At 70.4% G+C, this 12,673-nt stretch carries 8 protein-coding genes; 6 read left to right on the top strand and 2 right to left on the bottom strand.

The window, feature by feature from the left end; genetic code table 11:
• Window position 1 precedes the first annotated feature (1 nt).
• Genes ACIBX3_RS04160 through ACIBX3_RS04145 form a run of 4 tightly spaced genes read left to right on the top strand, consistent with a single transcriptional unit; the run spans window position 2 to window position 3,568 of the window.
• Entirely contained in the window at window positions 2-328 is a 327-nt protein-coding gene (locus ACIBX3_RS04160) for a hypothetical protein (RefSeq protein ID WP_397112876.1), read from the top strand.
• Between the two features lie 6 nt (window positions 329-334).
• Window positions 335-1,708 carry a WXG100 family type VII secretion target gene (locus ACIBX3_RS04155; RefSeq protein ID WP_397112874.1) on the top strand — a complete coding sequence of 458 codons (1,374 nt, stop codon included), beginning with the start codon at window positions 335-337 and terminating at the stop codon, window positions 1,706-1,708.
• A gap of 4 nt (window positions 1,709-1,712) precedes the next feature.
• Window positions 1,713-2,825 carry a hypothetical protein gene (locus ACIBX3_RS04150; protein ID WP_397112872.1) on the top strand — a complete coding sequence of 371 codons (1,113 nt, stop codon included), beginning with the start codon at window positions 1,713-1,715 and terminating at the stop codon, window positions 2,823-2,825.
• Complete coding sequence (locus tag ACIBX3_RS04145) at window positions 2,822-3,568, top strand: WXG100 family type VII secretion target (RefSeq protein WP_397112870.1); 747 nt, start codon at window positions 2,822-2,824, stop codon at window positions 3,566-3,568. Before ACIBX3_RS04150 ends, ACIBX3_RS04145 begins: the two co-directional genes overlap by 4 nt.
• Before the next feature lie 4 nt (window positions 3,569-3,572).
• On the opposite strand, the gene eccB is transcribed toward ACIBX3_RS04145, so the two are convergent.
• Window positions 3,573-5,000 (bottom strand): type VII secretion protein EccB, encoded by a 1,428-nt coding sequence (gene eccB, locus ACIBX3_RS04140; protein WP_397112868.1) that lies wholly within the window; start codon window positions 4,998-5,000, stop codon window positions 3,573-3,575.
• A 96-nt stretch (window positions 5,001-5,096) separates the two neighbouring features.
• Between eccB and ACIBX3_RS04135 the strand changes: the two genes are divergently transcribed.
• Window positions 5,097-5,477 carry a hypothetical protein gene (locus ACIBX3_RS04135; RefSeq protein ID WP_397112867.1) on the top strand — a complete coding sequence of 127 codons (381 nt, stop codon included), beginning with the start codon at window positions 5,097-5,099 and terminating at the stop codon, window positions 5,475-5,477.
• A gap of 5 nt (window positions 5,478-5,482) precedes the next feature.
• The gene (locus ACIBX3_RS04130) at window positions 5,483-6,889 is read left to right on the top strand and encodes a hypothetical protein (RefSeq protein WP_397112865.1); all 1,407 of its coding nucleotides are present in this window, start codon (window positions 5,483-5,485) and stop codon (window positions 6,887-6,889) included.
• Between the two features lie 237 nt (window positions 6,890-7,126).
• Here ACIBX3_RS04130 and ACIBX3_RS04125 read toward each other — a convergent pair whose 3' ends face one another.
• A complete protein-coding gene (locus tag ACIBX3_RS04125; RefSeq protein WP_397112863.1) occupies window positions 7,127-12,532 on the bottom strand; it encodes an FtsK/SpoIIIE domain-containing protein in 5,406 nt (1,801 codons plus the stop codon).
• Window positions 12,533-12,673: the final 141 nt, after the last annotated feature.

Genomic DNA, 12,673 nt, shown 5'->3' with positions numbered 1-12,673 from the left:
AATGGCTGACGGCGCCCGGGAGAACACACCATCCGGCATGCGCGCGGTCGCGGAGGAGTTGAGAAGCGCCTACGAGGCCATGATGGGCAAGGGAGAGCGGCCGAACGGCAACATCAACCAGATTTACACGGACAACGAGCTTTCTGCCGCGCAGATCGGCAAGTGGTCGGACGCCGACGTCCTCGCAAGGGCCGTCGGATCGTCCAATGCGGGCCAGAAGTTCTCCGAGGTGTACGACAAGTTCATCAAGGCGTATGAGGACGTCGTCAAGGCCGTCGAGCTCAGCGCCGACAACCACGACAGGGCGCGCGGGGCCAACGAAGGGTGAGGCCTGATGGGTGATCAGGGGAAGATCGACATCAAGCCCGGTGGTGACGGGCCCAAGGGCGAGTATGTCTACAAGTCCATGGCTGAGATCAAGCAATGGATCCTGAGCACCGACCCGATGACGGTCGACGGCGCAGGCATGACGTACAACAACGCGTCAAGCAAGATCGAGCAGGCTGTCAGCGCCCTCGCAACGCACCAGGCCAAGATCATGCAGATCTGGAAGGGGCCTGACGCGGAGCTGGCCCGGGAAGCGCTGGACTTGCTGCAGGCGACCGGCGACCAGCTGGTCACGAGAATGCGGGAAATGGGCGGTGCGCTCGGAACGTACGCGACGCACCTCCAGGAAGCCCACACCAAGATCAATGAAAAGGTGGAGGTCCCGGGCGGCTTCTCGAGCAGCGATACCACCGCCGAGAAAGAGGTCGTCCAGAAGGCATACGAGGACACCCACGCGCGGGAGGTGCTCGAGGACCTCAACAAGTGGATCTCCACCGTCTACTACAACCAGGTCCCTGCCTCCGTCGAGTACAACCTGCCCACGGTCAACCTCTCCGGGGGCCCCGGCGGCACCCAGGACCCCGGTTATCCCACAGGCTCCGGAACGACAGGCCCTACGTTCGGCTCGCCGGCAGGCGACAACTCCGGCGGCTCCTCCGGTGCCGGGCCCGGCGGCGGTGGCGGGTCCACTCCGGGCGGCGGCGGGTCCGATCCGGGCGGTTCCAATCCGGGTGGTCCCAATCCGGGAGGCTCCAATCCGGGTGGTTCCGACCCGGGTGGTTCCAATCCGAACGACCCCGCGAATCCTGACCCGAACAATCCGAATAATCCGGGCAACCCAGGGGATCCGAACGACCCGAGCAATCCGGGTGACCCCTCCAACCCGACCACGCCCACGAACCCGGCTCCCGGGCAGAACCCCGGCGCGGGCAACGGTGACGGCACGGTCCCGCCGGTCATCGGCGACCAGAGCAGCACGACCACCGACGGCACGAACACCGCCGACCCCCGCCAGACGGACATGGCGGGCTACCGGCCGCCGACCGGCACGATCACTCCGACCACCATGCCTACGGCCACCATGCCTCCGGCGACCACGATCAGCCCGCCGCCCAGCTTCACCGTCCCGTCGCCCTTAGGGAGTTCGCCGGGGGTCCCTTCGGTGATCGGCTCGCCGGGCCTCGTCGGCGGTCAGTCCCCGATGTCCGGGCCCGGTGCGGGACGCGGCGTCGGCGGGGCCTCCGGCATGCCGTTCATGCCGTTCATGGGTGGCGGGGCAGGTGCCGGCGAGAGCGGGGACCTGGAGCGGAACACGTACGTGCCGGAGGACTCGAGCGCCTGGACGACCAGCCACGAGACGACGGACCCCGTGATCGGATGAACTGATGGGCAACAATGGCTCGAACCCTGTCCCTTCGCTCGGAAACTTCGGCGGCCAAGGACTCAAGCTGTCATCGGGCATCAGCTTCACTGCTGACGAGATCAAAGCCAGCGGTGAGACGATCAAACCAGAGGTCGATCGCGTCACCAAGCTGAGGGATGGGACCAACAATCTGGGCGTGCCCTGGCCGCACTTCGGCGTGATCGGCATCGGGATCCACAGCGTCCACGAGGACGCGATCGCCAATCAGCGGGATGCCTTGGAGAGGGCGCGCTCGGCGTTGGCTTCCTGGATGCCGGCTCTCAAAAACGCCAGTGACAATTACCAGAATGCCAACGACAACAGCGGTAATGTGCCCGGCCTCGGTGACCTTCCCGGCCCCGGTGACGTTCCCGGCCCGGGCTCTCTCGGCATGGACGGGATCAAGAACGCGAACCTGCCCAAGATCCCTGATGGCACGCTCCCGGACGGGAAGCTACCCGGCGGCGGTCTTCCGGGAGGGGATCTTCCGGGAGGCCGCGATCTGCCCGGCACCGACATGCCGGACACGAACCTGCCCGGTACCGACATGCCGAACCCCAACCTGCCGAATCCCAACCTGCCGGGCACCGACATGCCGAATCCCAACCTGCCGGGCACCGACATGCCGAACCCCAACCTGCCGGGTGCCGGCCTGCCCCAGCAGAATCTGCCGACCAAAGATCCGGCGGACATGAGGGTTCCCGACCTCGACTCGGCGCTCAATCCCCGCAAGACCGACCTGTCGTCGTTCCAGCCCCCGACCCCGGGGATCGGAAACAATCTGCCGTCCGTCGATCCCAGCCTGGGTACCCGTACGGGACCTGGCACGTTCGCCGGCCCCGGCCCCGGGACCGGGACCGGTATGGGCGGGGGCGTCGTCGGCCCCAACGGTGCCGTCCCGGGCGCGGCGGCGGCCGGGCTGCGCGGGGCCGGCGCGGGTGGCATGCCGATGCCGTTCATGCCCATGGGCGGCGCGGGCGCGGCCGGCGACCAGAAGAACGAGCGTGACAAGACTGTCGGGCTGTCCGAGGACGAGGGCGTCTGGGGCGGCGAAGAGGACATCGCACCTCAGGTCATCGGGCAGGAGGAGCTGTGAACTACAAGGACATGTACACCACGGCTGCGGGGACGGCCCTGCTCGGGGCCTCCATGATTTGGCGGCCGTGGCCTTTTTACGTCGCCGCCTGCATCGGCACCATGCTCTCCGACCCCGACAGCATGGAAAGCTCGGCCGGCCAATGGCGTACGAACGAACTCGACACCCTGACCCAGGGGCTCGTCGGGCTGAGGACCCAGCTTGAGCAGAAAGGGACGTGGGAGGGGGAGGCGAAGACCGCCTTCGACGGTGTCCAGAAGAGCTTCAACGACTCGATCAAGCAGCTCAGCGAGATACGCAACAACACCGCCGACGGGGTCGAATCGACGTCCAATTTCTACAAGGTCGGCGCCGTCGTCTGTACCGCCATCGCTGCCGGCATGTACGCGTTCGGGATCTGGAAAATGGCCATGAGGAGCACTCCGCCGACCGCCCTTACCGCGGAGACCGTGGATGCCGCCGTGGGCAAGGCCACTCTCACCGTGATCGGGAATGTGGTCAAGAAGCACGGCATGGTGGTGGTCGGCCTCGGCACGCTCCTGACCATGGCCGTGCAGCAGACCAAGATGAGCGGCAAGATCTTCCCAACGCTCGAGGCCGGCATACCGACCGCTATGACGTCATCCAGCGGCAAGATGCCGTTCACGAACGACGGCATGATCTACGACCCGGGGATGGGTGGTCTGACCCCGAAGATGGACGAGTCCCTGACCAGAGGCCTTGGAGGGAACATCCCGGCCTAGGGCGTCACTGCGGCGGCTGGATGGCCTGCACCACCTCCTGCACCGGCGTCCTGGCCGCGGCCGGGTCCAGGGCGGGACCGTCGGGGATCAGCCGCAGGAGGAAGGCGGGAACCGGCGCGACGTCCGTGGCCTCGTACCCCAGCTTGCCGATCACGTTCGCCGACGCCAGCCGGTATCTCCTGCCCTGGTCGGTGATCAGCGAGAACTGCTGCACCGCCGACAGCTGACCGTCGCCCGGCAGGGTCCCGGCCAGCACGGCGCTGCCGGGCGGCAGCAGCACCTGGTCGACCTTCTCCTGACCGGCGCTCACCGCCGGCGTCGGGATGCGGATCTTGCTGCCCGTGGTCAGCACGGCGCGGGTCGAGCCCTTCACGGTGTTCGTGTACACCGCGCAGAGCGGAGCCGACGCGCCCGGCGTGCGGAAGCGGGGCATGGTGGCCGGCAGGCCGTTGTTCAGCGGGTTCTGCGCGGACTTGACGGCGTTGGCGCTCGCCGCGTCGATCAGCGTCTCGCGGACCGGGCGGTTGCCATAAGCGATCTTGGTGCCCGGGTCCTGGAGCAGCAGCATCGCCTGCGTCTGGCTGATCGGCGCGAGGCCGTCGGCTAGCAGCACGAACCAGCGCTCGCCCGCGCCCGCCACGGGCGCCACCTTGTACACCTGCCCCACCCGGGACGCCTTGCCGCCGGGTCCGGCGGCCTTCTTGCCGCGCAGGGGGATCTTCGGCGCGGCGAAGTCCACGCCCGCGGGGATGGCGTTGATCCACGAGGCGGGCACGCGGCGCGGCGCCTGGTCGGTGAGCCGGTCCACGTTCGTCACCCGCAGGCGCTGGTTGGCCCAGAGCACCCAGCTCTGCTGCCCGTCGTTGACCACCAGCGCATCGCCACCCACCTGCGTCCCGCCGACGTCGGTCCCGCCCACGAGCGTCACGAACGGCCTGCGCACCCCGGTGGCATCGGACCCCTCCACCACGCACGCCGACCACGGCGCCTTGACCAGCCGCTCCCGCTTGGGCAACGAGTCGGGCGCCCCCTGGATGCCCACCTTCTGGCCGCGGCCGAAGCCGGCCAGCGACTCGGCGGACACCGTCCTGACCTTGATGGTCTCGCTGTCGAGCATCAGCCGCGCGGAGACGTAGTTCGCCACCGGCTGGAGCCTGCCGGTCTGCTGGTTGTAGACGTACGAGGCGCCGGTCTCCTCCTCGATGAGGAGCTGGCCCGCCTCGGTCAGCTTGGTGGCGTTACCCGGCTTGAGCAGCCCCCAGATCCCGAACCCGGCGACGATCAATATCGCGATCAGAATCCCGGCGAACGTCGCCACGTTCTGCCTCCGCATAGGGGACTCCGGCACGTCCGGCTCCCCCTGCAGCAGAGCCAGCCCCAGACGCTGCGTCATCAGCCGATGCGCCTGATAAAGATCTTTTTGGGTCTGCATATTGCCTTATGTTACGCAAGTTGACTATGTGTTTTCTGTACGGCAATGGAATCGCTCGAGTAGGCTGCTTGATCGAGTGCCGAGGGGGAGGGTCTCGTGGGAGAAGCGCAACCGCCCAGTGACTGGCCGGGGCTGGAGGCCGAACGGGACGGCGTCACGTACGACGCCAGGAAGATCGCGAATATCGCCGAAGCACTGCGTGAGGCGATGAAGCCCATCACGGGCACTGGCACCGGCCAGGGTTCGGTCGGGGATCTCACCGCTTCCGGCGACCTCTCCAGACTGCGCAATCACGTGGAGAGCATTGATCGAGTCGACGGTATCAAGACGTTCCTCGACACGCTGACGGACAGCCACGGGAAGTTCACGACGGTCTACAACAACGCCATCGAGAACTTCAACACCGCGATCGCCCTGATCGAGGCCGGGGCCGGCACCTACACGGTGACGAACGCGGCCAACGAAGGCGGGAACTGATCGGCATGGGTGACAACAGGCATGAGACCTACTCCCTGAAGCCCTCGGGTGAGGGCTGGGTCGACAGCCCCGACAATCGGAACGTCGAGCAGGTCCTGACCCTCCTCCAGAAGTTCGATGCCACGCCCATCGACGAGGCGGCGATCTCCTACCGCGATGCGCAGAAGGCGGTCGGCGAGGCGAAGGACGCGATCAAGGAAGAGGCCCACAAGCTCGCCAAGGTCTGGGAAGGCAAGGCCTCCGTCGAAGCCCAGAAGGCGCTCGCGATCCTGTACGTGACGCTGAGCGAGCTGGCCGACAAGCTGGGGAAAATGGCCCACCCCCTCTCGGAGTTCGGTGACGTCGTACGCGGTCACCAGGGGTTTCTCAACGACGACTGGAAGGGTTTCGCGCTGCCGGCCTGGCACTACCAGGGGTTCTGGAACATGGGGGGATTCACCAACGGCGGCAGCTGGAACGACGACTGGACGGACTACTACGGCACCTACACCGGCTACTACAACGAGCGCGGTGAGCGTGTCAACTCCACCGAGGGAAAATGGGGGAGCCCGAACGAACTGGCCGGGCGCCACCTGCAGACGTTCGGCAACGACCTCAGGCAAATCTTCTACAAGATGCCGGACAAGCTGGACGAGACGCTGCGGGTCATCAACCTGCCGGCAGGGTCGCAACAGCCGCCCCCTCCGGTGGACTACTCCTTCGGCGACAATCGCGGCGTGGGGGACGTCACGCCGACCTCGTACGGCAACTCCGACCTGACCGGCTACCGGCCGGGAGGACAGGACACCGACAGGCCGGGCTTCGGCTCCATCAATCTCCCGACCGACCCTCCCCCCACTCAGACCGACCCGAACGGCCCTGGGACGAACCAGCCAGGAGACCCTTCCAACGGCTCTCCGACCAACCCGGGAGGCCAGAACCCGGGAGGCCAGAACCCGGGAGGCCAGAACCCGGGTGGCCAGAACCCGGGCGGCGGCACGACGCAGAATTCCGGCCATGTGCCGAACCCCGGCGCCGGCACCAACCCCACCACGAGCCTCCAGGACTTCCAGCGCTCCCCGAACGGCTATGGCACGCCCAACGGGACCGTTCCCACCTCGAACCCGACCGGTTACGGCACGCCCAACCCGTCGTCCTTCGGCCCCGGCACCTCCGGCGGCCCCGGTGGGCCCGGTGGTGGCCCCGGTGGTGGCCCCGGCGTCTACGGCAGCGGTGGCGTGCCCCCTGGGGCGCTGACGGGCGGCGGCAAAGCCGGTGGGGGCCCGGGCATGCCGTTCATGCCGATGGGCGGCATGGGTGGTGGGGCTGGAGGGCAGGAATCCGGGGATCGTGAATCCACCACGTGGCTCCACGAGGACGACGACGTGTGGGGCGGCGACGCGGACTCGGCAGTGAACCACAAGATCGGCTAACCCGCCGACTGTCCTTCCGCCTCCTGCGCGAACCCGCGCCCACCGCCCTCCGGCGCGAACCCGCGCCCACCGCCCTCCGGCGCGAACCCGCGCCCACCGCCCTCCGGCGCGAACCCGCGCACTGTCCTTCCGCCTGCGGCGCGAACCCGCGCACTGTCCTTCCGCCTGCGGCGCGAACCGGCCGACTGTCCTCCGGTCTGCGGGGCGAACCCACAGCCGGAGGACGTCGGGGAGACCTCAGGCGTTGTCCGGTAAAGCCGCCTGGATGGGTGTGATGTTGCCGGTCGTCACGAGAAGACCTCGTCCGGGCGGCCCGCCCGCGGTGCCCCGCGGCAGGCGGATGGTGAAGAGGTCTCCGTCGGTCTGCCCCTGCACCGCCAGCAGCAGGCCCGTACGGGACTTGCGGGTCTCCGCCGCGAAACCGCGGTACGCGACCGCCAGGTCCCCGGTCGTGCCGGCGATGAGCAGGCCGTGATCGCCGTCCCTGCCCGAGCGGAGCACCTCCTCCAAGGCCGTTCCCAGCGGGGAATCGGGGTTGATCAGCTCGGCGTCGTCCACGAGCACGACGTAGTGGTGCTGGTCGGCGACCAGTTCGGGCAGGTTGGCGGCGTTGCCGTCCAGCACCGCCAGCGCTCCGCCCAGGTCTCTCAGCGGGCTGCGTCGCGGGGCGATGGCGATGACCGGGGTGCCGCGATCGATCAGGGAGCGGGCGGCCGTCAGCAGGGCCGACGAACGGCCGGAGCGGGCCGGGCCCGCGATCACGGCGCCGGGGCCGTGCGCCAGCAGGTCGAGCCCGAGCGGGCCGAGGGCGTCGCCTCCCGCGCCGATCAGCGCCCACAGAGGTGATGGCGGGACGAAGGACGGATCCAGGTCGACGGCTTGGGCCGTGGTGATGCGCATCGGAAGGGCGTCCACACGCAGCGGTGGCTCCCCGCTCCACCGCCAGGCGCCTCTCCCCAGCGGTGTGCCGCCTTCGTGGGCGGGCGCGAGACGCCGCAGCAGGGGGCGACCGGCCTCGTCCTCGTAGGCCGCGGACGCGTGCCTAGCCAGGGACTGGAGCGCGGCCACCTGGGCGGGACCGGAGGGGTCGCCGGCGAGGAGCGCGATGTGGTGCTCCACCACACCGTGCTCACCCATGGACAGCGCCCGGCCCGCGGGCATGGACGCGGGCAGCCCCTTGAGGGGGAATCCGGCCAGACCGTAGTCGGTCGCGTCGGACAGGCGCAGCAGCAGGCGCTCGTCGAAGACCGTCGAGACCTGGCCCAGCAGGCCGGATCGGTCGCTGGTGACCACGCCTCGCAATCCCACCGCCGGGCCCTCCCGCAGTAGCTGGAGCAGCGCCTCGATCAGGCGGCCGTAGTCGTAGCTCTCGAAGGCCGCCACGAAGCCCTCCCAGCGGTCGAGCATGAACACCAGCCAGGGGACCCGGTGGCCGGCCTGGCGGTATTCGGCCAGCGAGGCGTGCCCGGCCTCGGCCAGGAGTTGCTGACGGCGGCCGATCTCGGCCCGGAGCCGGGTGAGCAGGCGCTCCACCCGGTCGAGCTGGTCACGGGTCACCACCGCGCCGCAGTGAGGCATCGCCACCAGCGGCAGGAGCGCCCCCGAACCACAGTCGACCGCGTGGAGGTGCACGTCGCTGGGGGAGGCGTGGGCCGCGATGGACCCGGCGATCGTCCGCAGGGCCGTGGACCTGCCGCTCCGCGCGGCCCCCGCGATGAGCAGATGCCCCCCGTGCGCGAGGTCCAGCGCCAGGGGTTGCCGATCCTGCGCCCACGGCCGGTCGGTGATCCCGAAGGGCAGCGGCACCACTTCGGCGAACGCCCCACTCGCCGGCACCCCTGCGCCTGCCTCCGGAGCCCTGCCCTCGCCCGAGGCCCGATGCCTGTCCGATCCCCAGGACAGGGCACTGTCCGCCCCTGCCGGGGAATACGCGTCCGCCCCTGCTGGAGAGTGCGCGTCCGGCCCGGCTGGAGAGTGCGCGTCCGGCCCGGCTGGGGGGTGCGCGTCCGGCCCGGCTGGGGGGTGGGCATTCGACCCCGCCGGGTGGGACATGTCCGGCTCTTCCGGTGGGATTGCGCCGAATCCGGATGGTGGGATCGCGCTGGAGCCCGGAGGCGGGACGGGGCCGAATCCCGAAGTCGGGACCACGCCTGCGGCGACATTCCCCTGGCGGCCGGAGTCTCCCAGCGCGGGCTGGCCGGAGCCTTTCACCCGGGTCTCGATGGGGTTGCCGCGGAAGGCGACGCCCGACGCGTGAAGGGGTGAGGCCCCCGGCGGGCGGCTTGACCCGGCACCGTCAGCGTCAGATGCCCCGGAGCCCGGCGTTCGGGTGGCGCCTGGCCTGGAGGAGTCAGAACCCGAACCGGTGCCGGACCCACCACGCCCGTCGCCCGTGACGCCCGAAGAGGCGCTGCCTGCCACGCTCCCAGCGGTGCCGGTCGCGGCGGAGGCCGTGCCTGTCCCTTGGAAGCCGGTCCCCGCAGTGCTTCCCGGTGGGTCGGAGGTGGTGCCCGGCGCGCCGTTCGATGGGCCCTCGGGTGTGGGACCGGGAGAAGCGGGAGTGGGCAGGTCAAGGATGAAGTGGGTGGGGAGGGGGTCGAGCCAAGGGCTGGGCTGGACCGGGACGCCGGTCAGGTGGGCGGCCTCGATGAGGGCGTCGGCGACCAGCTTGAGGTCCGTGACGGTCGAGTCCTCCTCCGGCTCCGGGGGGCGCGGGAGGGGTTTGCCCAGGGAACGCCAGGTCACGTCCACGACGCGCACGTCGCCGCCGGCCGCGCCGAGCGCTCCCTGCGCGGGCGCCGCCGGGCTGCGGCCGCCGACTCTGGCCGTCTGCACGGCGGTCGCCGCCCCCACCCCTGAACGCACGTAACAACGGCCAGGCGTGGACTTGGAGATGTGGGCCGCGTCAGGAAGGTCGATGACGTCCGACGACTCTGCGGGCTCCGTCACCCGCAGCGCGATCCGCAGCGACGTGTTGGCCTGGATGTCGGCCGTCACCACGCCTGCCGGCCGCTGGGTGGCCAGGATCAGATGGACGCCCAGTGAGCGGCCCCTGCGGGCGATGTCCACCAGGCCGGTGACGAAGTCGGGCAGCTCGGCCACCAGGGCGGCGAACTCGTCGATGATCAGGACCAGGCGCGGCAGCGGGACCGAGCCGGCGTAGTCGTCGATGTCCTTGGCCCCGGCCGTCAGCAGCAGGCGCTCCCTGCGCCGGATCTCCGCCGCCAGCGAGTCGAGCGCGCGTTGCGTCAGGTGGCCGTCGAGGTCGCTGACCATGCCGACCGTGTGCGGCAGGCGTACGCACTCCTTGAACGCGGCCCCGCCCTTGTAGTCGATCAGCACGAACGTCAGCTGGTCCGGCCGGTTGGCCACCGCCAGCGCGCAGATCAGAGTCTGCAGCAACTCCGACTTGCCCGCGCCCGTGGTGCCGGCGATCAGGCCGTGGGGGCCGTCGAGCTTGAGGTCCACCGAGAACGGTCCTTCGGGGCCGACGCCGATCAGCGCGGTCGTGGAGCCCCGCTCGCCCCAGCGGGCGGCCAGCTCCTTGCCCGAGGGGTTGGGCAGCCGCATCAGGTCGAGCAGGCGCGCCGCGTCGGGCAGGTTGCCCGCCGGATCGTCCCTGCTCACGTCACGGATCGGGGCCAGGGCTCTGGCCAGGCGGTCACACCAGGCATGCGAGACGAAGTCGCCCAGGACCGGGCCGATGACGTCGAGGCCGCCGCCGCGCAGGCGGACGAGGCCGTCGCCGCCGCACGCGGCCACCGTCTGGCACTCCTCCGGCAGGAGGCGCTGGTCGTCGTCGATGGCCAGCGTGTAGACGCCCGAACGCGGTCCCTGCCGCAGCACCTGCGGCATGCTGGGCAGGCCGCGCAGCACCTGGGCCCCGTCGAGGATCACCAGCACGTCGTGAGGGCGTACGTCATAGGAGGAGAAGGAGGGCTTCTCCGCCCCGCCGAGATCGTCCCAGCCGGTGGGGATCTTGCCCAGCTCGGGGATCTTGGTGTTCTGGCGCTCGTCGATGAGGGCGGCCAGCTCCGAGACGCGGCGGGCGGCCGAGTCCGGGTCGGTGCCGAACAACGCCACGCATTCCTCGCCGGCGCGGGGCGCGCAGTGCGGCAGCCAGCGCATCCACCCCCACCGGCTCTCGCCGTCGGGATGCGCCGACACGACCACGATGGCCAGGTCGCGGGGGCTGTGGAGGGTCGCGGCCTGCGCGATGAGCCAGCCCGCCAGACCGGTCGCGGCGGCCCGCGGGCCCGTGACGCCGGCAACGCCCAGCCTGCGCATGGGCAGCGCCACGGGCACGGAACGGCAGATCGGCGGATCGATCGGCCCGCCCTGCTCCTCCGACAGCTCCAGGTTGGCGGGCAGGTCGGCGAGCCCGACCCGGAGCCTGAGCGCGTCGGAGTCGTGGATCCTGCGCTCCCACAGCCGCCTGCGCGGCCCTGTGGCCGTGAGCAGCACTTGGGCGGGGTCGGGCGCGTCGGCTCTGCGGGCCGCCTCGTCGGCGACCCTGGCCCGCTCGACCGCCTCGTCGTACGCCTGGAGCCGCTCCTTGTGCTCCTTGATCGCCTTCTTGTGCTGCTTCTTGCCGTGGCGGCGGTCGCTCCACCACTGGCCGATCATGATGATCGGCGTCATCAGGGCGACGAGCAGGTAGTAGGGCTGCTTGAGCGCGATCGCCAGCGTCAGCCCCAGCGCGGCCGGGAGGAGCGCGGCCAGCAACTGCAGGCGCAGGCCTTCGTTCCTGGTCGGCTCCTTCGGCCGGACGAACGTGCGTTCGGGCTCGGGGCGGCGCAGCCTGGGCGGGCGGTTGTAGGCCACGCCGCCCTCGCTGCGCGGCGCCAGGTGGGCGTCCTTGGGCTCGATCGACGTCAGCACGAACACCGAGGAGCCGCAGGTCAGCACCGCCTGGTCGGCCCACTCGACGGGCTCGGTGAGCGGTCTGCCGTCCAGCTCGGGGACCTCGCCGTAGTCGGCCGCGAACTCGGCCGCCTCCCGCTCGGCGGCCCGCGCCGACAGCTCGGCGACCTCCTCGGCCCATCGCCCCTTGAGCTTGAGCCGGGGCGACTCTCCCGGCTCCCGCCAGGTGCGTTCCACGGTGATCGCGTCCGGCGTCACGCGTACGGTCGCCGCCTCCGGGGCGATCGCGGGGTCGGCGACGGCGATCGCGCACATCGTGTCGGAGCCGATGATGTGCGTGCCCAGCCCCAGCCGGTGCACCGCGCCGGCGGCCGGCCCGCCCACCACGCGCACCTCGGCCACGCCGCCCGGCTCCTCGATCACCGTGGCGCGGGCCAGCCGGGAGTCGAGCGTGACCTTGTCGCCGTCCCGCAGCACGGAGGCGGCCCGGGCGCGCGGGTCGAGCGGGCGGCCGTCGCGCCACATGACCGGCTCATGGCCGCCCGGCGCGCCCGCCCTCTCGGGCCTGCGCGGCGGCGGCACGTGGAACCCGGCGCCGTCGGCCGCCCCTCCGGCGGACATGCCGTAGGGGGCGCGTGCTCTGGGCAGGCGGACGACCTTCGCCAGAGGCCCGTGGTCGCTGAGCGCCTCGCTCACCCTGGCCACCGTGGCGCCGTCGTCGCCGTCGATCACGACGTCACGGTCGCCCTGCCCGCCGAGCACGGTGAGCATGATCCGCATGGTGCCGTCTCCTCGCTCGACTTCGGCCGCCAAGGTAGCGCCCGAAGCGAGGTTAGGCCGGTCGGTTGACCGCAATGGCATGAGAACGGCGTTCTGTGGATAAGGCGGGCCCGATGGCGCGACGGATATACATGCCCGGCG

This window comes from Nonomuraea sp. NPDC049480, from assembly GCF_044465905.1.
GTDB lineage: Bacteria > Actinomycetota > Actinomycetes > Streptosporangiales > Streptosporangiaceae > Nonomuraea.
This window is presented reverse-complemented; position numbering and strand designations above follow the sequence as displayed.

Coding starts and splice junctions, on each gene's coding strand:
- ACIBX3_RS04155 (WP_397112874.1), top strand. CDS start 335: ATGGGTGATCAGGGGAAGATCGACATCAAGCCCGGTGGTGACGGGCCC.
- ACIBX3_RS04160 (WP_397112876.1), top strand. CDS start 2: ATGGCTGACGGCGCCCGGGAGAACACACCATCCGGCATGCGCGCGGTC.
- eccB (WP_397112868.1), bottom strand. CDS start 5,000: ATGCAGACCCAAAAAGATCTTTATCAGGCGCATCGGCTGATGACGCAG.
- ACIBX3_RS04125 (WP_397112863.1), bottom strand. CDS start 12,532: ATGCGGATCATGCTCACCGTGCTCGGCGGGCAGGGCGACCGTGACGTC.
- ACIBX3_RS04130 (WP_397112865.1), top strand. CDS start 5,483: ATGGGTGACAACAGGCATGAGACCTACTCCCTGAAGCCCTCGGGTGAG.
- ACIBX3_RS04150 (WP_397112872.1), top strand. CDS start 1,713: ATGGGCAACAATGGCTCGAACCCTGTCCCTTCGCTCGGAAACTTCGGC.